Source organism: Labrys sp. 22185, from assembly GCF_052045555.1.
In the GTDB taxonomy this organism is placed as follows: Bacteria; Pseudomonadota; Alphaproteobacteria; order Rhizobiales; family Labraceae; genus Labrys; species Labrys neptuniae.
Genome location: NZ_JBQEPH010000031.1, coordinates 23,069 through 48,490, shown reverse-complemented (window position 1 = coordinate 48,490; position 25,422 = coordinate 23,069). Strand labels below are relative to the sequence as shown.

General features: G+C 64.0%; 23 protein-coding genes. 13 read left to right on the top strand and 10 right to left on the bottom strand.

From position 1 onward, the window contains the following. The first annotated feature begins 36 nt into the window (after positions 1-36). Complete coding sequence (ubiE, locus tag ACTJKX_RS32065) at positions 37-792, top strand: bifunctional demethylmenaquinone methyltransferase/2-methoxy-6-polyprenyl-1,4-benzoquinol methylase UbiE (protein WP_415083008.1); 756 nt, start codon at positions 37-39, stop codon at positions 790-792. Positions 793-921: 129 nt separating this feature from the next. After that, positions 922-2,721, top strand: coding sequence for a cation:proton antiporter domain-containing protein (locus ACTJKX_RS32060; protein ID WP_440727736.1), 1,800 nt, complete (start codon positions 922-924; stop codon positions 2,719-2,721). Positions 2,722-2,841: 120 nt separating this feature from the next. On the opposite strand, the gene ACTJKX_RS32055 is transcribed toward ACTJKX_RS32060, so the two are convergent. Next, the gene (locus ACTJKX_RS32055; RefSeq protein WP_394312682.1) at positions 2,842-3,696 is read right to left on the bottom strand and encodes an SDR family NAD(P)-dependent oxidoreductase; all 855 of its coding nucleotides are present in this window, start codon (positions 3,694-3,696) and stop codon (positions 2,842-2,844) included. Positions 3,697-3,852: 156 nt separating this feature from the next. Beyond that, positions 3,853-4,464, bottom strand: a complete 612-nt coding sequence (locus ACTJKX_RS32050) for a TetR/AcrR family transcriptional regulator (RefSeq protein WP_311939069.1) — start codon at positions 4,462-4,464, stop codon at positions 3,853-3,855. A 294-nt stretch (positions 4,465-4,758) separates the two neighbouring features. Between ACTJKX_RS32050 and ACTJKX_RS32045 the strand changes: the two genes are divergently transcribed. From ACTJKX_RS32045 to ACTJKX_RS32035, 3 genes are read left to right on the top strand one after another with little or no spacing between them, the layout of a single operon-like run. Further along, complete coding sequence (locus ACTJKX_RS32045; protein ID WP_311939070.1) at positions 4,759-4,971, top strand: hypothetical protein; 213 nt, start codon at positions 4,759-4,761, stop codon at positions 4,969-4,971. Between the two features lie 14 nt (positions 4,972-4,985). Further along, positions 4,986-8,171 (top strand): efflux RND transporter permease subunit, encoded by a 3,186-nt coding sequence (locus ACTJKX_RS32040; protein ID WP_311939071.1) that lies wholly within the window; start codon positions 4,986-4,988, stop codon positions 8,169-8,171. Positions 8,172-8,181: 10 nt separating this feature from the next. Continuing rightward, complete coding sequence (locus tag ACTJKX_RS32035; RefSeq protein WP_311939072.1) at positions 8,182-9,354, top strand: efflux RND transporter periplasmic adaptor subunit; 1,173 nt, start codon at positions 8,182-8,184, stop codon at positions 9,352-9,354. 190 nt (positions 9,355-9,544) lie between these two features. On the opposite strand, the gene ACTJKX_RS32030 is transcribed toward ACTJKX_RS32035, so the two are convergent. Together ACTJKX_RS32030 and ACTJKX_RS32025 are read right to left on the bottom strand one after the other, a co-directional pair. After that, positions 9,545-9,829 (bottom strand): hypothetical protein, encoded by a 285-nt coding sequence (locus tag ACTJKX_RS32030; protein WP_440727735.1) that lies wholly within the window; start codon positions 9,827-9,829, stop codon positions 9,545-9,547. 156 nt (positions 9,830-9,985) lie between these two features. Further along, complete coding sequence (locus tag ACTJKX_RS32025) at positions 9,986-10,258, bottom strand: helix-turn-helix domain-containing protein (RefSeq protein WP_149253249.1); 273 nt, start codon at positions 10,256-10,258, stop codon at positions 9,986-9,988. A gap of 366 nt (positions 10,259-10,624) precedes the next feature. Between ACTJKX_RS32025 and ACTJKX_RS32020 the strand changes: the two genes are divergently transcribed. The 7 genes from ACTJKX_RS32020 (at position 10,625) to ACTJKX_RS31990 (ending at position 17,933) form a co-directional block, all read left to right on the top strand. Beyond that, complete coding sequence (locus tag ACTJKX_RS32020; protein ID WP_440727734.1) at positions 10,625-12,613, top strand: hydantoinase/oxoprolinase N-terminal domain-containing protein; 1,989 nt, start codon at positions 10,625-10,627, stop codon at positions 12,611-12,613. Between the two features lie 269 nt (positions 12,614-12,882). Continuing rightward, positions 12,883-13,599: an SDR family NAD(P)-dependent oxidoreductase gene (locus ACTJKX_RS32015; RefSeq protein ID WP_440727733.1), complete on the top strand. Its 717-nt coding sequence runs from the start codon at positions 12,883-12,885 to the stop codon at positions 13,597-13,599. A 269-nt stretch (positions 13,600-13,868) separates the two neighbouring features. Then, complete coding sequence (locus ACTJKX_RS32010) at positions 13,869-14,843, top strand: GAF domain-containing protein (RefSeq protein WP_440727732.1); 975 nt, start codon at positions 13,869-13,871, stop codon at positions 14,841-14,843. 214 nt (positions 14,844-15,057) lie between these two features. Beyond that, positions 15,058-16,575 (top strand): aldehyde dehydrogenase, encoded by a 1,518-nt coding sequence (gene adh, locus ACTJKX_RS32005; RefSeq protein ID WP_149253252.1) that lies wholly within the window; start codon positions 15,058-15,060, stop codon positions 16,573-16,575. 217 nt (positions 16,576-16,792) lie between these two features. Continuing rightward, positions 16,793-17,176, top strand: a complete 384-nt coding sequence (locus ACTJKX_RS32000) for a DUF779 domain-containing protein (RefSeq protein WP_440727731.1) — start codon at positions 16,793-16,795, stop codon at positions 17,174-17,176. Between the two features lie 71 nt (positions 17,177-17,247). Continuing rightward, positions 17,248-17,655 (top strand): putative toxin-antitoxin system toxin component, PIN family, encoded by a 408-nt coding sequence (locus ACTJKX_RS31995; protein ID WP_440727742.1) that lies wholly within the window; start codon positions 17,248-17,250, stop codon positions 17,653-17,655. 2 nt (positions 17,656-17,657) lie between these two features. Next, a complete protein-coding gene (locus ACTJKX_RS31990; RefSeq protein ID WP_311939084.1) occupies positions 17,658-17,933 on the top strand; it encodes a toxin-antitoxin system HicB family antitoxin in 276 nt (91 codons plus the stop codon). Positions 17,934-18,056: 123 nt separating this feature from the next. Here ACTJKX_RS31990 and ACTJKX_RS31985 read toward each other — a convergent pair whose 3' ends face one another. Continuing rightward, the gene (locus ACTJKX_RS31985; protein WP_440727730.1) at positions 18,057-18,812 is read right to left on the bottom strand and encodes an SDR family oxidoreductase; all 756 of its coding nucleotides are present in this window, start codon (positions 18,810-18,812) and stop codon (positions 18,057-18,059) included. A 150-nt stretch (positions 18,813-18,962) separates the two neighbouring features. Here ACTJKX_RS31985 and ACTJKX_RS31980 point away from each other — a divergent pair, with 150 nt between their 5' ends. After that, positions 18,963-19,343 carry a hypothetical protein gene (locus tag ACTJKX_RS31980; RefSeq protein ID WP_367623789.1) on the top strand — a complete coding sequence of 127 codons (381 nt, stop codon included), beginning with the start codon at positions 18,963-18,965 and terminating at the stop codon, positions 19,341-19,343. A gap of 344 nt (positions 19,344-19,687) precedes the next feature. Here ACTJKX_RS31980 and ACTJKX_RS31975 read toward each other — a convergent pair whose 3' ends face one another. The 5 genes from ACTJKX_RS31975 to ACTJKX_RS31955 form a co-directional block, all read right to left on the bottom strand. Continuing rightward, positions 19,688-20,434, bottom strand: a complete 747-nt coding sequence (locus tag ACTJKX_RS31975) for an HAD-IIB family hydrolase (RefSeq protein ID WP_311939090.1) — start codon at positions 20,432-20,434, stop codon at positions 19,688-19,690. 227 nt (positions 20,435-20,661) lie between these two features. Beyond that, positions 20,662-21,417 (bottom strand): ATP-binding cassette domain-containing protein, encoded by a 756-nt coding sequence (locus tag ACTJKX_RS31970; RefSeq protein ID WP_149253257.1) that lies wholly within the window; start codon positions 21,415-21,417, stop codon positions 20,662-20,664. A 3-nt stretch (positions 21,418-21,420) separates the two neighbouring features. Beyond that, the gene (locus tag ACTJKX_RS31965; protein WP_440727729.1) at positions 21,421-22,407 is read right to left on the bottom strand and encodes an ABC transporter permease; all 987 of its coding nucleotides are present in this window, start codon (positions 22,405-22,407) and stop codon (positions 21,421-21,423) included. Positions 22,408-22,656: 249 nt separating this feature from the next. Continuing rightward, on the bottom strand, positions 22,657-23,562 hold the full coding sequence (locus ACTJKX_RS31960) for a substrate-binding domain-containing protein (RefSeq protein ID WP_440727741.1): 906 nt from the start codon (positions 23,560-23,562) through the stop codon (positions 22,657-22,659). A 361-nt stretch (positions 23,563-23,923) separates the two neighbouring features. Next, on the bottom strand, positions 23,924-25,153 hold the full coding sequence (locus tag ACTJKX_RS31955; protein WP_440727728.1) for an argininosuccinate synthase: 1,230 nt from the start codon (positions 25,151-25,153) through the stop codon (positions 23,924-23,926). Positions 25,154-25,422 lie beyond the last annotated feature (269 nt).

The following is a 25,422-nucleotide window of genomic DNA, read 5'->3' as shown; positions in this document are numbered from 1 at the left end:
TCTATAGAGGCAGCGACCTTATCCGGAGTTCACCCGATGACCGCCAGCACCGACACTCATTTCGGCTTTTCCACCGTGCGGCTGGAGGAAAAGCAGGGGCTGGTCGACGATGTCTTCCACAAGGTGGCCGCGCGCTACGACCTGATGAACGACCTGATGTCGGGCGGGCTGCATCGGCTTTGGAAGGACGACCTGGTCAACAAGCTCAACCCGCCGCGCCAGCGGCCCTTCCGCCATCTCGACGTGGCCGGCGGCACCGGCGACGTTGCCTTCCGCATCGTGAAGGCCGGCGGTGCCGATACGCATGTCACCGTGCTCGACATCAACGGTTCGATGCTGGAAGTCGGCCGCCAGCGCGGCGAGGAGCGCGGCCTGGCCGGCCAGCTCGATTTCGTCGAGGCCAATGCCGAGGAACTGCCTTTCGAGACGGGCAGCTTCGATGGCTACACCATCGCCTTCGGCATCCGCAACGTGCCGCGCATCGACAAGGCGCTGGCCGAGGCCTATCGTGTGCTCAAGCGCGGCGGGCGCTTCCTCTGCCTGGAATTCTCCACCGTCGATCTTCCCGGTCTCGACAAGATCTACGATCTCTATTCCTTCAACCTGATTCCGCCGATCGGCCGCATGGTCACCGGCGATGCCGAGCCCTATCGCTACCTGGTCGAGTCGATCCGCAACTTCCCCAAGCCCGCAGCCTTCTCGGCCATGATCCGGGAAGCCGGCTTCTCGCAAGTCAGCCACCGTTCGCTCACCGGCAACATCGTCGCCATCCATTCGGGCTGGAAGCTGTAGCCGGAAGCACCTGCGATCTTGGGGGCACGTCATTTGCCCGAAATTAATGCTTGTCCGCTGCGATTTTCGGTTGGCGAAGCAGGGTCCTTCGTTGTTCGATAGGCACAATCGAACAATGTGGGGGCGGGTTTGGCTGGAGCGGTCGATCTCTCGGCTTTGAAGGATGCTTTGGTGGTGCTCGGTACCGCCGGCGTCGTGGTGCCGCTCGTGCGCCGCCTGCATGTCAGCCCGGTCATCGGCTTTCTGGCCGCCGGGGCCGTGATGGGCCCGACCGGCGTCGGCGCCCTTTCTTCCTATGTGCCCTATATCGACTGGATCGCCATCAGCGAGCGCGAGACCATCGCGCGCATCGCGGAATTCGGCGTGGTGTTCCTGCTCTTCGTCATCGGGCTGGAGCTCTCGCTCGCCCGCCTGATGACCATGCGCCGCCTGGTTTTCGGCCTCGGGGGCCTGCAGGTGGTGGTATCAACCATCGTCGTCGCCCTGCTCGCCCGGCTCGTGCTGCCATCCGAGGCGGCGCTGGTGGTCGCTGCAGGTCTGGCGCTGTCGTCCACGGCGATCGTGGTGGAGGTGCTGGCCGGGCAGAAACGCATGGCCTCGGCGACGGGGCGCGTCAATTTCGCCGTGCTGCTCCTGCAGGATCTGGCCGTGGTGCCCGTGCTGTTCCTGGTCGGGACCATGGGCGGGCATTCCGACCGTTCCGTGCTGGTCGGCCTCGGCTATGCCCTCGGCCTGGCGGTGCTGACCATTGCCGCCATCGTGGTCGCCGGGCATTTCCTGCTGCGGCCTTTGTTCCGCCTGGTCGCCAATCCGGAAAATCCGGAACTCTTCATCGCCGCCACCCTGTTCGTGGCGATCGGGGCCGGCGTCGCAGCGGCGAGCGAGGGGCTGTCCATGGCCCTCGGCGCCTTCATCGCCGGGCTGCTGCTGGCTGAGACCGAATATCGCCGCGCCATCGAGGCGACGATCGAGCCCTTCAAGAGCCTGCTGCTCGGCGTGTTCTTCTTCACCGTTGGCATGAGCGTCGATCTCGGCGTGGTGGTCCGCTACCCGCTGTTGATCGTGAGTGCCGTGCTGGCGCTGGTGCTGGTCAAGGGCCTGCTGATCTTCGGCCTCTGCCGTCTTTACCGAGTGCCCAAGGCCGTCTCGATCGAAACCGCCTTCCTGCTCGCCTCGGCCGGCGAGTTCGCCTTCGTGGTGTTCACGCTCGCCACCCAGCTTTCCATCCTCACGCCGGAGCAGTCGGCGCTGGTGGTGGCCATCGCGTCTCTTTCGATGGCTTCGATCCCCCTGCTGGGCGTGCTTGGCCGGCGCATCGCCAAGCGCTACGAACTGGCCGTGCCGGTGGAAGCGGCCGCGTTGGAAGGCCCGCCGGAGGACAAGCAGCGCCGTGCCATCGTGGTGGGGTATGGCCGCGTCGGCCGCCTGGTGGCCGAAATGCTCGCCGAGCACAAGATCGCCTATCTCGCCGTGGATGCGAATGCCAAGGCCGTGGCGCGCTGGCGCGAGGACAAGAAGCCGGTCTATTGGGGCGATGCCACCAACGCCGCCTTCCTGGAACGCTGCGGCCTTGCCGAGGCCTCGGCCCTGGTCGTGACCATCGACCAGCCGCGCCAGATCGAGGCCGTGGTCACCACCGCGCGGGCGCTGCGGCCGGATCTCGTCATCGTGGCGCGCTCGCGCGATGCCGATCACGCCAGCAAGCTCTATGCGCTGGGCGTCACCGATGCCGTGCCCGAGACCATCGAGGCGAGCCTGCAACTGTCCGAAGCAGCCCTCGCCGGTCTCGGCGTGCCGGCCGGCCCGGTGATCGCCTCCATCCACGAGCGGCGCGATGTCTTCCGCCGCGAACTGCAGACGGCGGCCGGCCGCGAGACTCACGCCGTCAAGCCCAAGCGCGGCCGGCGTTCGGCGGTCACACCGTCATAGATCCGGCCACAGCGCCCGGCCGATCGGGGGGCGGGTCTTCAGACCCGCCAAGTCTGCAGACCCGCAAGTCCCGTCGGTGGCGGTCACGGGCTGGTCTGAAGACCAGCCCCCCAAACATCCTCACCCCTTCAGGAATTCGGCGAATTTCCCGGCATAATCGGGGTGCCAGCGCGACAGAGGCGGACGGTTCTCGATGATGTCGCCGACGGCCCAGGCGATGCGGCGTTCGTCGAGCGAGCGCGGCACCTCGTTGTCGGGGCAGAGGATATAGAAATCGCCGGCTTCCAGGCGTCCCAGCATGAAATCCACGGTCTGCTCCGGCGTCCAGGCCCCGGCCGGCTTGTCGGTGCGGCCCTTGGCGGCGAGCGGGGTGAAGACGAAGCCGGGGATCAGTAGATGGGCGGATATCCGGCAGCCCTCGGTGTTGCGCAATTCGTGCTGCAGGGCTTCGGTGAAGGCCTTCACCGCCGCCTTCGAAACATTGTAGGCGGGATCGCCGGGAGGCGTGGTGATGCCCTGCTTGGAGCCGGTGTTGATGATGAGGCCAGGGCGTCCGCGCGCGATCATGCCGGGCGCGAAGATCTGGGTGCCCTGGATCACGCCCTTGAGATTGACGGAGAAGATGCGCTCCCAGGTCTGGTCCTCCCGGGCATCGAACAGCTTCGAGCCTGGCTGGATGCCGGCATTGTTCATCAGCACATCCGTGCCGCCGAAGCGCTCATTCACCTGCCGCTGCAGGTCGAGCAGGGCCTCGACGTCGCTGACATCGGTGGCGGAGGCGAGCACAGCCTGCCGCCCCTCCGGCGCAGCTGCCGCGATCTTCTCGGCGGCTGCCGCAAGCTTCTCTTCGCCGAGATCGGCGATGGCGACCTTGAGGCCGAAGGAGGCAAACTTGACGGCCGCGGCGAGACCGATGCCGCTGGCGCCGCCCGTCACGACGGCGACCGAGCCGGGAACGAGTGCTGGATGAGACATGGGGGTGCTTCCTTGCAATGCCGACGGGGAGGGCGACCGGGCATCGCCCACAGCGGAAAGATCATGCGCTGATAGCGAAAATTCGGCGCGAACACCATCGCGCCGGACGAAAACCCGCAGCTCGTCAGAAGGTCTCGGCGAGTCGGAGGCCTTGGGTCAGGCAGTCTTGCCGAAGGAGGCGATCACCCCCTCTGCCATGCGCACGAAGCGGGCGCTCGGGCCTTCCGGGCCGGCGCTCTGGCGGCTGACGCGGGCGCCTTCCAGCAGGAGATGCAGCGTATCGGCGACCAGATCGGGCTGGTCGAGGCCCGCCTCCCGGCAGAGCAGGGCCAGGCGGTCGCGATGCCTCTTCTTGAACTCTTCGACCAGGCGCCGGGCCGGATGGTCCTCGCCCGAGAGCTCGACGGCCGCATTGGCGAATTCGCAGCCCCGGTTGTCGGCCTCGATATAGTCGGCGCATTTGCCGACCCAGGACAGCAACTGGGCGTGGGCATCGCCCGGATGCTCGGCCTCGAGCTGGGCCCAGCGCGCCTGGTTGTCGATCTCCGCCGCCCGCAGGCATTCGACGATGAGATCGTCCTTCGAGCCGAAATGACGGTAAAGCGTCATCTTGTTGGTGCCGGCGACCTTGGCGATGGTGTCGACGCCGATGGTGTTGATGCCATGTCGGTGGAAGAGGTCGCGCGCAGTGACGACGATGCGGTCTCGCGGACGCTGTCCGGGGCAGCAGAGTGACTCTTCGCTTTGTTCCAAAATTTTCTGGCTCATGGCTTGACCAAACTGTTACCGACCTGTAACAGTGTCGCTGTTACTGATCGGTAACAGCTTGGTAAGGCGTCGTCAAGGCCGTTTCGTCATCGCACTGCGATGCAGCCTTGTTAGAGAGACAATTCACCCGAGCGTCTTGTGATTTGATTGAATCTCTTCAAATCGCAAAGGCGCGTCGAACCAGAGAGCTAGAGCAAAGCACGGTCACGCCTGAACGCGCTTTGCTCTGGCAAACGACACATCGTCAAACGGATTCGGCGGAGCATGGACCCATGTTTCCGCGCTGGAGGAGTCATGGCTCAGCAAGGCTGCAATATGACCATCGATCAGTTGCTGAACGATCCGCTGACGCTTGCCCTCATGCGGGCCGACAGGGTCGATCCGGTTTCATTGAGGACGATGCTCACCGGTCAGGCCCGCCGTCTCGCCGAAGCGCAGGACATGCCGCCGATCCTCCTGACATTTTCTGACACCGTCATGCCACATGGTGGCATCCAAGGCGGCTGACGCAGAGCTTCACCATGGTCAATTATTTCATTCAACGTCCGATCTTCGCCTCGGCCATCGCCATCATCATGGTGCTGGCGGGGGCGATTGCCTATTTCCTGCTGCCGGTCGCCCAGTTTCCCAACATCACGCCGCCCCAGATCCAGGTCAGCGCCTCCTATCCCGGCGCCAGCTCGCAGGTCGTCGCCGATACGGTGACCACGCCGCTCGAGCAGCAGATCAACGGCGTGCCGGGCATGATCTACATGTCCTCGGCCAGCTCCAATGACGGTTCCTCCAACATCACCGTCACCTTCGATGTCGGCTATCCCTTGAACATCGCGGCGATGGACGTGCAGAATCGCGTGGCTCAGGCGGCCTCCTCGTTGCCGGCGATCGTCAACCAGTCCGGTGTCTCGGTCACCAAGGCCAATCCCAACTTCGTGCTGATCGTCGACCTGACCTCGCCCGACAATTCGGTCGATTCGGTCGCGCTCAGCAACTACGCCTATCTGCAGATCGTCGATCCCCTGAAGCGCCTGCCGGGCGTCGGCGACGTCAGGATCTTCGGCGAGCGGCGCTATTCCATGCGCATCTGGCTCGATCCCGACAAGCTTGCCAATCTCGGCATCACCGCCGTCGACGTACAGAACGCCGTCGCCGAGCAGAACGTGCAGGTTGCGGCCGGCAAGATCGGCCAGAACCCGGCTCCGGCGGGCACCGCCTTCGAAATGCAGGTCAACGCCACCGGCCGCCTCAGCGATCCGGAGGAGTTCGGCAACATCGTCGTCCGCGCCAATCCGGCCGGCGGTTCGGTGGTGCGCCTGCGTGACGTCGCCCGCATCGAGCTCGGTTCGCTGCAATATTCGTCCTCGGCCTATCACGGCGAAAAGCCGATGGTGGTGCTCGGCGTCTTCCAGGCACCCGGCTCCAACTCGCTCAAGCTGAAGGAAGCCGTCGAAGCCAAGATGAAGGAGCTCTCGGCGCGATTCCCCAAGGGCATCGAATATTCGATGAAATACGACACGACCCGCTTCGTGTCGGCCGCGATGGAGGACGTCGTCAAGACACTGGTCGAGGCGCTCATCCTCGTGGTCCTCGTCGTCTACATCTTCCTGCAGAACTGGCGCACCGTGCTCATCCCGGTCATCGCCATCCCGGTGTCGCTGATCGCGACCATGGTGGTAATGCTGGCCATGGGCTTCTCGCTCAACATGCTCTCGCTGCTCGGCATGGTGCTCGCCATCGGCCTCGTCGTCGACGACGCCATCGTGGTGGTGGAGAACGTCGAACGACAGCTCGAGGCGGGACATCCCCCGCTGCAGGCGGCCAAGATCGCCATGAAGGAAGTCACCGGCCCGATCGTCGCCACCACGGCGGTGCTGATGGCGGTGTTCGTCCCCGTCGCCTTCATTCCCGGTGTCGCCGGCCAGCTCTACAACCAGTTCGCCCTGACCGTGGCGATCTCGGTCGGCATCTCGGCCTTCAATTCGCTGACCTTGAGCCCCGCCTTGTCGGCGGCGTTCCTCAGCCACAAGCCGGCCTCGCGCTTCTTCCTGTTCCGCTGGTTCAATGCCGGCTTCGACAGGCTGTCGCACGGCTATGCCGCCTCCGTGCGCGGCTTCATCAAGCTGCGCTGGCTGATGATGGGGGCCTTTGCCATCGTGCTGGCCGCCACCTACTGGATCTCGACACGGGTGCCCTCCACCTTCCTGCCTTCGGAAGACCAGGGCTATTTCTTCGTCGTCCTGCAATTGCCGGACGGTGCCTCGCTCGAACGCACCGATGCCGCCGCCAAGCAGGTGCGCCAGATCCTGATGGCCGAGCCCGGGGTCGAGGACATCATGTCGATCTCCGGCCTGAACTTCCTCACCAATGCCCAGCAGTCGAGCGCCGCGGTTGAATTCGCCATCCTCAAGCCTTGGGATGAGCGCGGCCCCGGCCTCAGCGCCACCGATATCGTCAACAAGGTGCGCCCGAAGCTGTTCGGCATTGCCGATGGTTTCGTGCTGGCCTTCGAGCCGCCCTCCATCCAGGGCCTCGGCACCACCGGCGGCTTCGAATTCCAGATCGAGGATCTGAACGGACGCGGCCCCTTCGCGGTCAACGAGGCGGCGCAGGCCCTGCTCGCCGAGGCGCGCAAGCAGCCCGAGCTCAATCCGCAGACCCTGTTCACCACCTTCTCGACCTCGACGCCGCAGTTCAACTACGACCTCGACCGCAACAAGGCCAAGCTCCTGGGCTTGAACCTGCCCGATATCTTCAACACCCTGCAGATCTATCTCGGCTCGCTCTATGTGAACGACTTCAACCAGTTCGGGCGAACCTTCCGCGTCACGCTGCAGGCCGACAAGGATTCGCGGGCCGATCCCGGCGACATCAGCCGCCTCTATGTCCGCAACGCCACCGGCAACATGGTGCCCCTGTCGACCCTAGGATCGCTGAAGCCGATCGTCGGGCCGGAGACGGTCACCCATTACAACAATTACGGCGCTGCCCTGATCAATGGCGCCGCCGCGCCGGGCTATTCCTCGGGACAGGCCATCGAGGCGATGCAGAGGGTCGCAGCCCAAACCCTGCCGAACGGCTTCAACTATGAATGGACCGGCATCACCTTCCAGGAGCTCAAGGCCGGCTCGATCGCAGCGGCGGTGTTCGCCCTTGCCATCGTGTTCGTCTTCCTGATCCTGGCCGCGCAATATGAGAGCTGGTCCATGCCGTTCATGGTCCTGCTCGCGGTGCCGCTCGGCCTGTTCGGTGCGCTGCTCGCCATCTGGCTGCGCAGCATGCAGCTCGACGTCTATTCGCAGATCGGCTTCGTCATGCTGATCGGCCTCGCCGCCAAGAACGCCATCCTGATCATCGAGTTCGCCAAGCATCTGCGCGAGCAGGGCCATGGCATCGTCGAGGCGGCGATGGAAGCCGGCCGGCTGCGCCTGCGCCCGATCCTGATGACGGCCTTCGCCTTCATCCTGGGCGTGGTGCCGCTGGTGAAGGCGACCGGGGCCGGTGCGGCCAGCCGCCAGTCGCTTGGTACCGCAGTGTTTGGCGGCATGCTGGTGGCCACCGTGCTGACGCTGGTCTTCGTGCCGGTGTTCTACGCCATCATCGAGCGCTGGCGCGAGCGCCGGCTCTCCGCCAGGAAAGATTCACACCATACCGATAGTACGCCTGAGGAGTCCGAGGAGGCCGTGCCGCCCCGGATCCAGGCCGCCGAATAAGGGGATACCGATGCGTATCTGGAAAATCGCCACCGCCATCGTCGTGGTCGCCGCCGCCGGCGGGGGCTACTACCTCAAGGACAAGCCGCATCTTCTGGCTGCCGGTCAGGAACTCCTGGCTGGGGTGCTGAGCAAGCCGGCCTCGGCCAATCCGGCACCGGCCATGCAGGCCATGCCGGTGCCGGTGGCCTCCGTGGTCAAGAAGTCGATTCCGCTCTTCCTCAACTACCCGGCTCGCACGGAATCGATCCGCAGCATCGCCCTGCAGGCCAAGGTCTCGGGCTATATGCTCGACCAGGCCGTACCTGACGGCACCGATGTGAAGCAGGGTGACGTCCTCTATCGCATCGACGCGCGCGACTATCAGGCCGCGCTGGCGCAGGTGAAGGCCCAGGCCGAGCGCGATACCGCCGCGCTCGACTATGCCAAGACCAGCCTCACCCGCGGCAACGACCTCACCAAGACAGGCTTCCTATCGAAGGACCTGTTCGACCAGCGCACCAGCGCGGTCAAGCAGGGTGAGGCGACCCTCCTAGCCGACAAGGCGGCGATCCAGGCGGCGGAACTCAATCTCGATTATACCGAGATCAAGGCCCCGTTCGATGGACGCATAGGCCGCAACCAGGCCGCGGCCGGCACGCTCGTCAGCCCTGGCGGCACGGTGCTCAACACGCTGGTGCAACTCAGCCCGATCTATGTGACCTTTACGCCGACGGAAGCCGAACTCACCCAGATCCTCAAGGCCAAGGCAGCCGGCAAGGTGCTGGCCGATATCATCGTGCCCGGCCAGAACGAGGCGAGCCATCAGGGCGAGCTCACCTTCCTGGACAATGTCGTCGACCGTGCCACCGGTACCATCACCGCCCGGGCCACCACGGCCAATGCCGATCGCAGCCTGTTGCCGGGGCAATATGTCAATCTGCGCCTGAGCGTCGGCGAGCGGCCCGATACGCTGCTGGTGCCGCAGGCGGCCCTCGGTTCGAGCCAGCTCGGCAAATATGTCTACGTGGTCGGCGAGGGCAGCAAGGTCGAGATGCGTCTGGTCGAGCTTGGTCCGGCGCAGGGACCGCTCATCGCGGTGACCAAGGGGGTCAAGGAAACCGACCAGATCATCGTCGGCAATGTCCAGAAGATCTTCCCCGGCGTGCCGGTGCAGCCCCTGCCGCAGAAGGCGGGAGCCTAGGACATCCCTAGAGCAAAGCGCGCGTTCGAGTGTGAACGCTTGTTTGCTCTAGCTCCTTGTTCCGACGCGTCTTTGCGATTCTCAGTGATTTCACCAAATCGCAAAACGCTTTTGCGCATGACGGGCCTCCGCCTCGGTCCGTCGCAGCGCGGCTTGGCCGGCCCCGGACATCGTTCCAGGCCGGCCTTTTTTATTCGGGGCGCAGGGATTTCGCCGTGCAGCGGTGCCATTGATAGGCGGCCGCGTCGGGATCGTCCTTGCGGCCGAAGCACCAGCCGGTCTCGGCGAGTTGCCTGGTGAGGGCGTCGCGCTGATCGCAGGCATGCCGGGTGACGGGATCGTCGCCGCTGCCGCCTCGGCATTGGCTGTTCAGGGTTTTCCATTGAGCGATCGAAGCCTTGGCCTGCGCTGCCAAGGCCAGCTGTGGCGCAAGGATGAGGCCCATGAGCAGGAAGGCGGGTGCAGCAATTCTCATCCGTGCAACCTCCGATACTGTCTGCCATCAGAGATGGGGGAAGGTCGAAAAACAAGCTGTTTCATTGGAAACCTCCGCTCGGATTCGTATCCTTCGGTGCCGCCAGCTGGGCGCGACGGCCTGCATGGTGCCCGTCGCCGCGAGCTGCACTCCGGGTCAGGCCGAGGGAATTTCCGGCAGCTTGGGAAGCTTGAGGCGCACGCCTCGTCCGCCCTCGCGGCTGACGGCATTATCGCCGATCAGCTCGACGCCGGCGCGATCGAGCGCCTCGATCACTTTCGTCAACGTATCGACCACACCGCGAACATTGCCTTCGCTCGCCTCCATGCGCTGAACCGTCGGCAGGGAAACCCCCGACAGGTCGGCGAGCTGGCGCTGGTCGATGCCGAGCAGGGCACGGGCAGCGCGCATCTGGGCAGCGGTGATCATAGGCAGCCTCGCATTTATCAAATACCAAATTTTAATATTGATGTTTAAAGCATCAATTAGGATGTTTAAGCCATCGATATCTGCAGTGCCCGGGCGCAGGAGAGGGCGGATCTCCTCGCTCACGGCCACCGCAACGCCCTATAGCCGAAGCAGTTTGCGATTTCACCGTCTCACCTCGAATCGCAAAGACGCATCGAAGCGAAGAGTTAGAGCAAAGCGGCGTTTTCGCCTAAATACGCTTTGCTCCGAGCGTGCCTTACCCCCTGGGAAAGGCCGCCAGTGCCAAAAAAATGCGGGTATGAGCGAGCGGCGCAGCCCGAATTCGCGTATCAGCAAAAAAAGATCTGATTGCTAGTGGCTGACATCATGGCTGTTTTGTTGGGTATCGATACGGGCGGAACCTTCACCGACGCCGTCCTCTATGACGAGGAGAAGGGCGTTCTAGCCAAGGCCAAGTCGCTCACCACCCATCATGATCTGGCCATCGGTGTCGGCGGCGCCGTCGGCGCGGTGCTGTCTCAGTCCGACATTGCGCCTGCGCGCATCGCCCTGGTCTCGCTCTCCACCACGCTCGCCACCAACGCCATGGTGGAGGGTCAGGGTGGGCGCGTCGGCCTCGTCTATATCGGCTTCGATGCCGCCGATGCCGAGCGGCCGGATCTCAAGGCGGCCTTGAACGGCGACCCGGTCCTGCTGATTGCCGGCGGCCATGACGCCATGGGCCAGGTCCGTGCGCCGCTCGACGAGGCAGGCCTGGTCGAACAGGCCCGCGCTTTGGCGCCGGGGCTGACCGGCTTTGCGGTGACCGGCCGCTTTGCCGTGCTCGACCCCAGCCATGAGATCGTGGCGCGCGAGATCCTGCGGCGTGAAACCGGCCTGCCGGTGACCTGCGGCCACGAGCTTTCGGCCAAGCTGGACGGGCCGAAGCGCGCGCTCACCTGCGTGCTCAATGCGCGCCTGATCCATCTCCTCGAGGCGCTGATCGCGGCGACCGAGGGGCGCCTCGCCGCGCTCGGCATCGCCGCGCCCTTGATGGTGGTGCGCGGCGACGGCTCGCTGGTGGCGGCCGAGGTCGCCAAGGCCAAGCCGATCGAGACGATCTTCTCCGGCCCGGCCGCCAGCGCGGTGGGCGGCGCCTTCCTGGCCGGCGCCCCGGACGCCCTGATTTCCGATATCGGCGGTACCACCACCGATGTCGTCGTGCTGCGCGGTGCCAGGCCCCGCATCGATCCGGCCGGCGCCCTGATCGGCGGTTTCCGTACCATGGTGGAGGCGATCGCCATCCGCACCTGCGGCCTCGGCGGCGACAGCGAGGTGGCGATCGAGCAACACGGCCTGGATACGTCGCTCAAGCTCGGTCCGCGCCGTGCCGTGCCGCTGTCCCTGCTTGCCGACAGCCATGCCGACCTCGTGCATTCGACGCTCGACCGGCAGCTCCGGGCCGATCTGCCCAACGACCTCTTCGGCCGCTTCGCCCTGCGCCTGCACCCGCCTTTGGCGGAACTGCCGGCGCTGGAGGCCGAGGTGCTGGCGCGGCTGGAGGCTGGGCCGATGGCCGCCGACAAGCTGATCAACAACCGGCGTGAACTCAATGCCCTGCAGCGCCTGGTCAATCGGCGCCTGGCCATCATGTCCGCGCTGACACCGTCCGACGCGGCCCACCAGCTCGGCCTGCATCACGCCTGGGACAAGCCGGCGGCCGAGAAGGGGCTGACCCTGTTCGCCAGGCGGCGCAACGCCATGGGGCTGCCCTATGCTGATGGCGCCGAGGACCTGGCACGGCGCATCATCGAGACCCTCACCCGCCGCTCCGCCGAGTTCCTGCTGGAATGCGCCTTGGCCGAGGACGGCTTCCGCGAGGCGGGCCTGTCGCGCCATGCCTTGGCGGTGGCGGCGCTCGACGGCCATAGCGGCCTCGTCAAGATCGGCCTGTCGCTGACGGCGCCGGTGGTCGGGCTCGGTGCCTCGGCCGCGACCTATTACGGGGATATCGCCGGCCTGGTCGGCGCGCCTTCGCTGGTTCCCGAACATGCCGAGGTCGCCAATGCCGTCGGTGCCGTGGTCGGCGGCGTGCATGTCTCGGCAGAGGTGAAGGTACTGCAACCGGTGGAGGGGATCTTCCGGGTGTTCACGCGGTCGGGCACGCGAGACATCCTCGATCTCGGTGAAGCGCTGGTCCATGCTCAGGAAGCGGCGCGGATCCAGGCAGAGAGCGATGCGCTGACCGCAGGTGCCGCCACCGTCGAGACCTCGGTGAGCGTGGACGAGAAGAAGATCCTGGCCGAGGGCCGCGAATTGTTCGTCGAGGCACTGGTGACGGCCCGGGCCTCGGGCCGGCCGAGGATCAGCGCCTAGAGCATTTTTCAGAAAAGCTGGTAGACTTTTCGTTTAAGAAAGTGCGTTAAAACAAAGAGTTAGGGAAAAATGACAGTTCGGAGAAAAGTCATTTTGCTCTAGACGGAATTCCGAGAGCTCACCTCGTGCCTTGATTGGGCGGATTGTCCGCCGAGCGGTGAGCATATCGCGCGTCATGTGCATTCGTTTGTTGCATCTCGTGCGTCTGGCGCAGGCTATTCGCCTCGGCCTATTGCTGGCCGATCACACCAGCAGCGAGCCTTGAAGCCATGCCTCATACCTTATCTCCAAAGCCCGCCGGCTCCGTCCTGCTTATCGGAGCCTCCCGGGGTCTCGGCCACGCCATGGCCGCCGAATTCGCCGGGAAGGGCTGGCATGTCGTCGGTACCGTCCGTGCCGGGGCCGGCCGAACGAGACTGCATGATCTTGCCGACGAACATGGCGACCGGGTCGAGATCGAAACCGTCGACATCTGCGCGCCGGCCGAGGTCGCAGCGCTCCGCGCCCGGTTGGAAGGGCGCCGGTTCGACATCCTGTTTGTGAATGCCGGCGTCACCAACAATCCCGAGGAAACCATCGCGGAAGTGACGACCGAGGAATTCATCCGTGTCATGGTCACCAATGCCTTGAGCCCCCTGCGCGTCATCGAAACCTTGGGAGACCTCGTCTCCGGAACGGGCCTGATCGGCGTGATGTCGTCGGGACAGGGCAGCGTCGGCAACAACACATCCGGCATGCGCGAAGTCTATCGCGGCAGCAAGGCGGCCCTGAACATGTTCATGCGCAGCTATGCGGCACGCCATGCCCTAGAGGCGCGCCCGATGGTGCTGATGGCGCCCGGCTGGGTTCGTACCGACATGGGCGGTCCCGGCGGACGTCTGTCCATTGAAGAGAGTGTGCCGAGCCTGGTGAATGTGCTTCTCGAAAAACGCAGCAGGCCCGGCCTGGAATATCTCGACTATCGGGGTCAGACGGTTCCCTGGTGAGGGTTCCCTGAGGGGATGCCTTCAATTGCCAAACATCTCGAGCCAAGCATTCCTGACGGATTGAATCACGCTGGCACTCTGCGCGATGTTGACGCATCGAATAGTAAATTCGTTTTCCAAAACGTTTTGGATGGCGATGAAAATCGCAACTGCGATTGACAGGGCAGGAAATTCCAGCGGAAGATGCCGTTAACCGCGTCGATGCCGGGGAGCGGCCTTTCGGGCTCCCCCTATCGCAATGCATGCGGAGGGCGGAGCGAATGCCAGGAATGGGTAAGTCGGACCGCGTGCATCATGCGGATCTGGTCTATGCAACCTTGAATGACGGCACCTCGGGTGCCCAGTCCGCGGTCGCGGCCTCCTGGTCGCGCTCCCTCAGCCATTATGGTCTCGACCCCGACCACTCCCCTCCGCCCCTGCGCCTCGGCGACAGCGAATTCAAGGCGGCCTTGTCGCGCATGGAACTGCTGGTGCGGCTGTCGCAGGCAACCCTCGACCGCCTGTTCCAGGCGGTCGGCGAGGCCGGTTGCTGCGTATTGCTTACCGATGATGACGGCGTGCCGCTGGATCGGCGTGGCGTCGCGGGAGACGATGCCGATTTCGAGGCCCTCGGCCTGTGGACCGGCATGGTCTGGAGCGAGCAGAGCGAGGGCACCAACGGTGTCGGCACCTGCATCGCCGAAGGGCGGGCACTGACCATCCATCGCGACCAGCATTTCCTCACCCGCAATATCGGCCTGAGCTGCACGGTGGCGCCGATCTGGGACGCGAATGGCCGGCTAATGGGCACGCTCGATGTCTCGACCTGCCGTTCCGATCTGACGCCGGCCCTGCTCAAGCTGGTGGCGGCGGCGACACGGGACGCGGCCACCCGTATCGAGACCCAGCATTTCCGCGAGGCCTTCCGCCATGCGCGCATCCTGGTCGGTCCCGACGCCGGCAATGGTCCTGCCGGCCTGCTGGCCGTCGATCGGGAAGACCTCGTCATCGGGGCCAGCCGCGCGGCCCGCCTCGTCTATGGGTTGACGGACGAGCATCTGCGGAATCCCTTCCCCGCGAGTGATCTCGTCGACGGTGAAACGGTGCTGCCCGGCGAGGGGTTGCTTGCCGGCGAGCGTGCCGCCGTGCGCCAGGCACTGTCGCGGGCGAAAGGCAATGTCTCTGCCGCAGCCCGGCTCCTCGGCGTCAGTCGCGCCACCATGCATCGCAAGATCGCACGACTGGGCCTCGGGCGGGAGAGCTGAGGGGGCTGGTCTTCGGGCCGGCCTGGAAACGCAGCGTTTGCAGGAAGGCCCCGGCGGGTCTGAAGACCAGCTCCCCAAATCTGTCTCACCGATGAGACACATCGTCCCCGCCATCGTGCATCCCCATCCTGACAAGCCATCCCGTCACGCCCATCCTCCCAGCCAGACGACGCCAGTCCCAGAACCTCAATTGGCGCGCTGAAGGAGGAAATTGATGAACAAGCCCGAGATCGTCCGCTCGCCCGGAACGCTGTTCAAGCCCCGCTACGGCAATTTCATCGGCGGCCAATGGCAGGAACCGCGCAGCGGCAAATATTTTGAGAACACCTCGCCCGTAAACGGCAGGGTCCTCTGCGAGATCGCTCGTTCCGATGCCGCTGACGTCGAAGCCGCCCTCGACGCGGCCCATGCCGCCAAGGACGCCTGGGGCCGCACCAGCGCGACGGAACGATCGCTGCTGCTGCTGCGCATCGCCCAGGTGATCGAAGACAATCTGGAAACGCTCGCTCTGGCCGAGACCTGGGACAATGGCAAGCCGATCCGCGAGAGCACCGCCGCCGATTTGCCGCTCGGCGTCGACCATTTCCGTTATTTCGCCGGCGTACTGCGCGCCCAGGAAGGCGGCATCTCCGAGATCGACCATGACACCGTCGCCTATCATTTCCATGAACCGCTCGGCGTCGTCGGCCAGATCATCCCCTGGAACTTCCCGCTGCTGATGGCGATATGGAAGCTCGCCCCGGCACTTGCCGCCGGCAATTGCGTGGTGATCAAGCCCGCCGAGCAGACCCCCGCCTCTATCCTGGTCCTGGCCGAACTGATCGGCGACATCCTGCCGCCCGGCGTACTCAACATCGTCAATGGTTTCGGATTGGAAGCCGGCAAACCTTTGGCCTCTTCCAACCGGATCGCCAAGATCGCCTTTACCGGTGAGACCACCACCGGCCGCCTCATCATGCAATATGCCAGCCAGAACCTGATCCCGGTGACGCTGGAGCTGGGCGGCAAGTCGCCCAACATCTTCTTCAAGGACGTTGCCGCCGAAGACGACGATTTCCTCGACAAGGCGATCGAGGGTTTCGTGATGTTCGCCCTCAACCAGGGCGAGGTCTGCACCTGCCCGAGCCGCGCGCTCGTGCATGAAAGCATCTATGACCGCTTCATCGAGAAGGCGCTGAAGCGCGTCGCCGCCATCAAGCAGGGCGACCCGCTCGACCCGACCACCATGATCGGTGCGCAGGCTTCCTCCGAACAGCTCGAGAAGATCCTGAGCTATTTCGATATCGGCCGCCAGGAAGGCGCCGAAGTGCTGATCGGCGGCGAGCGCAACGAACTGCCGGGCGAACTCGCCGGCGGCTATTACGTCAAGCCGACGGTGTTCAAGGGCCACAACAAGATGCGGATCTTCCAGGAGGAGATTTTTGGGCCCGTGGTCTCCGTCACCACCTTCAAGGATGACGAGGAAGCACTCTCCATCGCCAACGACACGCTCTACGGCCTTGGCGCCGGCATCTGGACACGTGACGGCACGCGCGCCTATCGCTTTGGCCGCGCCATCCAGGCCGGTCGCGTCTGGACCAATTGCTACCATGCCTATCCGGCTCATGCGGCCTTCGGCGGCTACAAGCAGTCCGGTATCGGCCGCGAAAACCACAAGAAGATGCTCGATCACTACCAGCAGACCAAGAACATGCTGGTCAGCTACTCCCCCAAGAAGCTTGGCTTCTTCTGATCCGTGCCGGAGCACTTTGCTCCGGGGATCGCCTTCGCCGCCCGGTTCACGCCGGGCGGCCTTTTTTGACGGCGCTGCTGAAGCTAACCGACTATCGTCCTTGCGAACGTAGTGAAGCAATCCTGACGCCACAATACGGTACCCGGCGAAAGCTGGATTGCTTCACTGCGTTCGCAAGGACGAGGGGCGCGATGCATTTCGGTACGGGAGAAGCATCATGGACGACATCACTATAGAGCGCGTGACGGCGACACCGGCCGCCCTCGCCCTGATCGCCAGTCTCCAGGCCCGCTACGGCCCCGTGTTGTTCCACCAGTCGGGCGGGTGCTGCGACGGCTCCTCGCCGATGTGCTACAGCCAAGGCGAGTTCATCATCGGGGACCAGGACGTGCTGCTGGGCAGCATCGGCGATGCCCCCGTCTATATCAGCGCCCCGCAATTTGCTGCCTGGAGTCACACCCAGCTGATCATCGACGTGGTGCCGGGGCGCGGCGGCATGTTCTCCCTGGAGAACGGCACGGAAAAACGCTTCATCACCCGTTCGCGTACCTTCTCTGGCGAGGAGATCTGCGCGCTGCCCGCGGCGAGGAGAGGGGCCTGAATACAGTAGGCCGTCCCGCGCCTGATCTTGACAAAAGCACATAATTTCATATCATATGCGATATGAAATTGGTGCTGGATACCAATGTCCTGGTAACGGCTCTGCGAAGCCCCACTGGCGCGTCCGCCGAAGTGCTTCGTTTGGTGCTTCGCGGTCAATTGGCAATGGCTGCCAGTATACCGATATTCCTGGAATATGAGGCGGTCCTGAAGCGGCCAGAGCATCTTGTCGGCTGTGGCATCGATAGCAGTCAGGTCGATCGGTTTCTGGCGGCTTTGGCCGGTGTAATCGAGCCGGTCACCATCCGATTCCTGTGGCGTCCGATCTTACGGGATCCAAATGACGACATGGTGTTGGAAGCGGCCGTCAATGGGCGAGTCGATGCGATCGTGACCTTCAACAGGCGCGATTTCCTGCCCCAGGCGTTGCGGTTCGGACTTGAAATCCAGGCACCGGCCGAGGTGCTCGAAAGGTTGTGACCATGGCTCATTCCAGCAACTATGCTTTGAGAATGCCGACTTCCTTGAAGAAGGCCGTCGAGGAGTTCGCGCGGCAGGACGGCACCACGATCAATCAGTTCATCGTGTCGGCTGTTGCCGAAAAGCTTTCGGCCCTGACCGCAGCGGAGTTCTTTGCACAGCGACGGGCCGATGGTGACATCGATTGGGCATTGGCTTTCCTCAGCCGCGAGGGTGGCGAGGCGCCAGCTGCGGATGACCGGCTGCCCGCCAAATATCATGGCAAGCCGGGAGCCTGAAGGCGGTTTCCCGGGTGCGCGGGCATCACAGCGACATGCGTGTCGCGATGCCCGCTCTTCCCATCCTGGATATACGGTGCTTCCAGATGCGCGCTGTGATGCCCGCGCACCCGGATACTTCGCTTACCCGCGCCCGACCAGCGGCATCTTGGTCGCCATCACCGTCATGAACTGCACATTGGCCTCGAGCGGCAGGCCGGCCATGTAGACCACCGCATCGGCGACATGCTTCACGTCGAAGGTCGGCTCGGGCTTGATCGAGCCGTCCGCCTGCGGCACGCCGCCCGGCATCTTGGACGCCATCGGCGTCAGCGTGTTGCCGATGTCGATCTGGCCGCAGGCGATGTCATATTTGCGCCCGTCCAGCGACGAGGATTTGGTCAGGCCGGTGACCGCATGCTTGGAGGCGGTGTAGGGCGCCGAATTCGGGCGCGGCGCGGTGGCCGAGATCGAGCCATTGTTGATGATGCGCCCGCCGCGCGGTTCCTGCGCCTTCATCACGCGGAAAGCCTCCTTGGTGCACAGGAACACGCCGGTGACGTTGGTATCGATCACCGCCTTCCACTGCTCGAAGGGCAGGTCCTCGATCGGCACGCCGGGAGCGATCGTGCCGGCATTGTTGAAGACGAGATCGACACGGCCGAGGGCGGCGACGGTGGCATCGAACAATGCCGCAACCGAAGCGGGATCGGTGACGTCGGAGGGGATGGCGCGGGCGGAGGCCGTATGCGGGCTTTCGGCGATCGCCGCTTCCAGGGCCTCCTTGCGACGCCCCGTGAACACGACGGACCAGCCATCGGCCAAAAGGGCATGCGCGACGGCCTTGCCGATGCCGCTGGCGGCGCCCGTGACGATGGCGATCTTTCCTTGACCCGACATGGGTTCCTCCCGATTCCAATTCGATTTGTGCTGCAACGCGCAGTCCGACCCGGCCAGGTGAAGCTACGCATGGCAGGTCGGCGCTTCCGTTGTCTGACAAATATCTCTAATCGGAATTTTCGGATAGGGCGAGCCTCCAAGAGAGACAACATGACAGATCTTCACATCCGTAAGCTTTGCAACGCCCTCATTCCCAATGCGACGCCGTCGCGCTTGGTGCCAGGCGTCGCGGTCGATGCGGCTAGGCGGGTGAGCAGCAAGGCGGGAGGCCTGTGGGTCGGCGGTCGCGTCGAGATCACGCCGGATGGGCTGTCCTTCGCCGCCAATGGCCTGAACAAGGCCTTTCACACAGGCCTGCAGCCCGTCCACATCCCGATGGCCGCCATCCGCAAGACCTGGCGGGAATTCGGCTGGGTCACCGGCATCGTCGCCGTCGAGCATGACGAGGGCACGTTTCGTTTCCGCTGCTTTGGTGCCGGCAAGGTCGCGGCGGCGCTGGAAAAACATATCGCGGGGCGGCAGGAGCGGTGATCGATCGCTCGGTGAAAGAGCTTGCCTTGTCCGTAGACTCGCAGCGTTCCAAGATATGGCGCAGAGATCCCTCCCCGACTTCGGGGAGGTCGCACACACAATTTGTGTGTGCTGGGGCCGGCGAAGCCGGCTTGGGTGGGGGAGAGTGGCGCTGAAGAAAAGAAGCTCGCTCGCGCCACTCTCTCCCTTACGCCGCTGCTACGCAGCGCTACCTTCCCCGAAACCGGGGAAGGATTATTGTGTTTTGTCCGGCTCGGCCGAGATATGCGAAGCAGATAGCCGAGGGCGATAGAGCGTACTTTACCAAGGCGCAGGAGCTCGCCGTTGTGAAGCGCCTCAGTTTCTTACCCCAGGCAGGCGATGATCGTCTCGATCACCCGCTTGGTCTCCTCCGGATCCCTGACGCGGATCGAATCGACGCCGGCCTCCTTGGCCGCATAGTCGTTGCCGCCGGGGAACAGTGCGTCGCCGGCGAAGATCATCTCCTCGATGGCAATGCCCAGCCGGTCGCGCAGCTTGGCGATGCCATAGGCCTTGTCGATGCCCTGCCGGGTCACGTCGATCGAGGTGGCGCCGCCCATGCGCACCGAGAAATCCGGGATCGACTTGTCGAGATAGGTTTTCAGGATGGTGCGCTTCTTGAAATCGGGATCCCAGCTGTGTTTGGCTTCGAGCGGTGCTTCCTGGCCGAGCGCGGACATGGTGATCTGGCTGCCGCGATCCTCGATGCGCTCGCCCCAGATCCGCTCGGGCTTGAAGCCGGCCTGCTCGAAAGCCGCCTCCAGCGCTGCGACGATGCGCTGCTTGTCCTCGGCCGACAGGTCCTCGCGATAGACCGGGACCCAGTTGCCCCCGTCGAAATGGAAGAATTTCGTGCCGCAGGTCGGCAGCAGATGCAGCCGGTCGAAGCGATCACCGGCGGGCAGATTGGCGAGGAACTGCTTTTCGAATTGCGGCCAGTCGCCGCCCGAGATCACGGCGACCTGGGCGACGGTGAGAAGCTGGCCCAGAAGGGCGGCCATCTCGGCATCGATGGCCGATTTGCTCTTGGCAAGCGTGCCGTCGAGATCGAAAATGACGAGTTTCTTCATGAAGAGCTTCGATGTCCCTGGGGAAGGAAAGAGTCCGGCCGTTATAAACGAGTTGGCCGGATGCGCCACTCTACGATGGTGCAGTCGGGCTCACCCTTTCGGGGCAGACGCCATAATGCATCCTTCCCTGGGCCCCAGCATCCTGCCGGCTCCTTGGTGCCGGGGCGTTCGTCAGAAAGAAGAGCCAGCAGGATGCTGGCGGTCCCAGGAAGAGGGCCGGCCGCTCTTCAGTGATCCATACCGGTGATCACCCGCTCCACCGCCTCCACGCTGGTCTGCTTGGGATCGATGTCGTCGGCGACGACGCGCCCGCGGCGCATGACCACGATACGGTCAACCACCTGGAAGACATGGTGGATGTTGTGGGCGATGAAGATGCAGGAATGGCCGGAACTGCGGGCATTGCGCACGAAATTCAGGACGCCCTGCGTCTCCGCCACGCCCAGATTGTTGGTGGGCTCGTCGAGAATGATCAGGTCGCTGTCGAAATGCATGGCGCGGGCGATGGCCACCGCCTGGCGCTCGCCGCCGGAAAGCGAGCCGATCGGCGTGGTCGGTGCGATGTTCTTGGAGATGCCGACCCTTTTCAGCAGCGTGGTCGCCACCTCGTTCATCTTGGCCTGGTCGAGGCGGTTGAGGAAGCGTGGTCCCTTGATCGGCTCGCGTCCCAGAAAGAGGTTGCGGGCGATCGAGAGTTGCGGCACCAGGGCCGAATCCTGGTAGATCGTCTCGATGCCCTGGGCGATCGCATCGGTGGTGGAGCGCATCTCCACCTTCTTGCCGCGCACGAAGATGTCGCCGGAGGTGGCCGCCACCGCCCCCGACAGGATCTTGATCAGGGTCGACTTGCCCGCCCCGTTGTCGCCGAGCAGCCCGACGATCTCGCGCCGGTTCACCGTGAGGGTGACATCCTCGATGGCGCGGATGCGGCCATAGGACTTGGCGATGTTCTGCATGCGGATGAGTTCGCTGGTCTCAGCCATCGCTCACCTCCCTTCCTGATGCCGGCGGTCGAGCCATGAATGCAGGGCCATCATCCCTAAGATGATCGCGCCGATGAAGATGTTGTAGGCCAGGCCCGGCACGCCGATCAGCACGATGCCGTTGCGCATCACGCGCAGGATGAAGATGCCGAGCACCGTGCCGATGATGGTGCCTCGGCCGCCGGTGAGCGCGGTACCCCCGATCACCACCATGGCGATCACCTCCAGCTCATAGCCCGTGCCCGAATTGGGATTGGCCGAGGAGGTGCGGATGGAGGAGATGATGCCGGCCAGGGTCGAAAGCACGGAGCACAGGATAAAGAGCCAGACCTTGGTGGCGTCGACATTGACGCCGCGGGCACGGGCCGCATTGGGATTGCCGCCGGCCGCCTGGATCCAGTTGCCGGCCTTGGTCTTGGTCAGCACATAGCCGAGCACGATGGCGGCGATGGCGAACCAGAGCAGGGACATGTAGACGCGAAAGCTGCCGACATAGAAGGTGCCGACCAGGATCTCGGCCAGCGGCTGGTCGCCGGCGTTCCAGGTGCGCTGGGGAAAGCCGTTGGTGACGAAGAGGGCCGTGCCGCGCACCACCAGCAGCATGCCGAGCGTTACCAGGAAGGACGGGATCTTCAGCCGGGTGACGAAGAGGCCGTTCACCCAGCCGATCAGTGCCGCGACGACGAGGGCGATCAGAAAGGCTGTCCACAGCGGGGTGGCGCCGGAGTTGAACAGCGTCCACATCAGCACCGGCGAGAAGCCGAAGAGCGAGCCGACCGAGAGGTCGAACTCGCCCGAGGTCATCAAGAGCGTCATCGCCAGGGCGATCAAGCCGAGTTCGACGGTGAAGGCCAGGATGTTGCTGAGATTGTCCGCGGAGAGGAAATCGGGGTTGATGCCGCCGAAGATGGCGAGTTCGACGACCAGGAGCACGAAGGGGCCGAATTCCGGCCGGGCGATCGCGCGCTGGAGCAGGGAGCGTTGTTCCACGAGAAGTCCTTGGCGGGTGATGGTGGCGGATGCGGGGCGCTTCGGGGGCGGTGTGGCGATATTGGGATTGGCTCGACTTTTGTCATTGCCGGGCTTGACCCGGCAATCCAGCCTGCCGCGCAGGCGGTGGCCCGCCCGCCTGGATGCCCGGGGCAGGCCCGGGCATGACAACGGTCGGTGTCTCCGACGATATCAAAAGAGATCACCGCGCTGGACAGCCATTCCCGGCCGTCCGCGCCTGTGAATGCCCTATTTCTTGCCGCTCAGGATGTCGTCATATTGCTGGGCGGCATCCTTCTCATAGAGCGCGCCGGTGATGACGTTGAAGCCGGGGCGGATGCCGCTGGAGGCCATGGCCGCCATCGACAGGGCGATATAGCTGGTCGCCTGCGGGTCCTGCCACTGCGCGGCGTTGACATAGCCGTTCAGCACTTCCTGGGTGGTGTCGAGCGAATTGCCCCAGCCGACGACCGGGATTTCGCCGGGCTTGACGCCGACCTGGTCGAACACCCGCTTGATCGAACCGGTGACGAGGTCGCCAAGGCCGATGATCGCCTTGATCTTCTTGCGGTTGGTGGTGAGGTAGTCGGTCATGCGCGAGATGACCTCGGCCTGGTCGAGCGTGGCCTCGGTGACTTCCCAGGTGATGCCGAGCGGCTTGAACACGCTGGAAATTCCCTGTTCCTCCTGCACGCCATAGGTGGCACCGGGGATTTCCACCGGCATCCAGACGAAATCGCCCGACTTCACCAGCTTCTTGTCGACCAGATATTGGGCCCAGGCCGCACCGAACTTGACATTGTCGCCGCCGACATAGGCGCCGAACTTGGCCTGCGGGTCGGGCGTGTTGAAGTTGATGATCGGGATCTTCTTGGCGTTGGCTTCCTCGACCACCTTGATCAGGCTGCCGGGATCCGGGCTGGTGGTGACGATGCCGGCGGCACCCGCCGCGATCGCCGCGCGCACCGCTTCCTGATGGGAGGCAACGTCGCCATTGTGGAAGGAGGTGTTGACCGTGTTGCCGGTGTCACTGGCCCATTGCTTGGCGCCCGCCAGGAAATAGGTCCAGACCGGGTCGGCCGGGCCGCCATGGGATATCCAGTAGAAGGTCTTCGGGGCGGCGTGCGCCATCGGGAGGGAGGCTGCCAGCGCCATTATCGCGCCGGCAACAGCCAAGACGAATTTCCTGATCATGGGAGTGCCTTGCTCGTGTTCCGGGTCTCTGGAGGACCAACGGGCACGATCATTGCAATTGTATTACGATTAATCAATGCGATCTTTGATATGAGATCGTATCATCGCAGAGCATTCTTTGGGGTGATCCAAAGAAACGGCTCTATTTTACTTCAAAGGGTTATCTTGCGATGCGAAAATTATTTGCTGCAATGCATCAAAGTTAACACGCTATCGTTCGGCTGGGCCTGAATGCTGCCGATCTGAAGCGCTTTGATAAACAAAAAGCCCTTCCCTGGGGAGGGAAGGGCCGCGATCAACTTCAAATTCGATGCGAACCGGATCAGACGCCCAGCTTGCGCTTGCGGCTGCCGAGGGTGCGCAGGCGCAGGGCATTGAGCTTGATGAAGCCGGCGGCGTCGCGGTGGTCATAGGCCACGGCGCCTTCCTCGAAGGTGACGAGGTCCTGGCTGTAGAGCGAGTTGGGACTCTCGCGGCCGATGACATGCACGCCGCCCTTGTAGAGCTTGAGGCGGACCGAGCCGGTCACCGCTTCCTGGCTCTTGTCGATCAGGGCTTGCAGCATCTCGCGCTCGGGGGAGAACCAGAAGCCATTGTAGATAAGCTCGGCATATTTCGGCATCAGCTCATCCTTGAGATGGGCGGCGCCGCGGTCCAGCGTGATGCTCTCGATGGCGCGATGGGCCGGCAGCAGGATGGTGCCGCCGGGCGTCTCGTACATGCCGCGCGACTTCATGCCGACGAAGCGGTTCTCGACCAGGTCGAGGCGGCCGATGCCGTTGATGCGGCCGAGTTCGTTGAGCTGGGCGAGCAAAGTGGCCGGGCTCATCTTCACGCCGTCGATGGCGACGGCGTCGCCCTTCTCGAAGTCGATGGTGATGACGGTGGGGGTATCCGGCGCATCTTCCGGATTGACCGTGCGCGAATAGACGTAATCGGGCACTTCGACCGCCGGATCCTCCAGCACCTTGCCCTCGGAGGAGCAGTGCAGCAGGTTGACGTCGACCGAGAAGGGAGCCTCGCCGCGCTTGTCCTTGGCGATCGGGATCTGGTGCTCCTCGGCGAACTTGATCAGGGCTTCGCGCGAGCGCAGGTCCCATTCGCGCCAGGGGGCGATGATGGTGACGTCGGGCTTGAGGGCATAGTAGCCGAGCTCGAAGCGCACCTGGTCGTTGCCCTTGCCGGTGGCGCCGTGGCAGACGGCATCGGCCCCGGTCTTCTCGGCGATCTCGATCTGCTTTTTGGCGATCAGCGGGCGGGCGATCGAGGTGCCGAGCAGGTAGACCCCCTCATACTGGGCATTGGCGCGGAACATCGGGAAGACGTAGTCGCGCACGAATTCCTCGCGCAGGTCTTCGATGTAGATGTTTTCCGGCTTGATGCCGAGCAGCAACGCCTTCTGGCGCGCCGGCTCCAATTCCTCGCCCTGGCCGAGATCGGCGGTGAAGGTGACGACCTCGCAATTATAGGTGGTCTGCAGCCATTTCAGGATGATCGAGGTGTCGAGGCCACCGGAATAGGCGAGCACCACCTTCTTGACGGATTTGGACATCTAGGGAGCTTTCGGGTTGGGATTGGCGCCGGGCGGATAACCCGGCGACGAAAATCGCGCGCGACTATAGTCAGCCGGTGCGACAAGACAAGCATGGCGAGCGCTTTCTAGCGCGGCCTGTCCGGAGCGTGCCAGTCAAGAAAACTGATGGATGACAGCAAGGTCCTTGAAGTGTCCACGCCGAAAGGCACGGCACAAGGAGGGGCGATCGCCACAGCCTGATCGCGAAATGGAACGGGATCGCCCCTCCAATGCCGGGCTATCGCCGC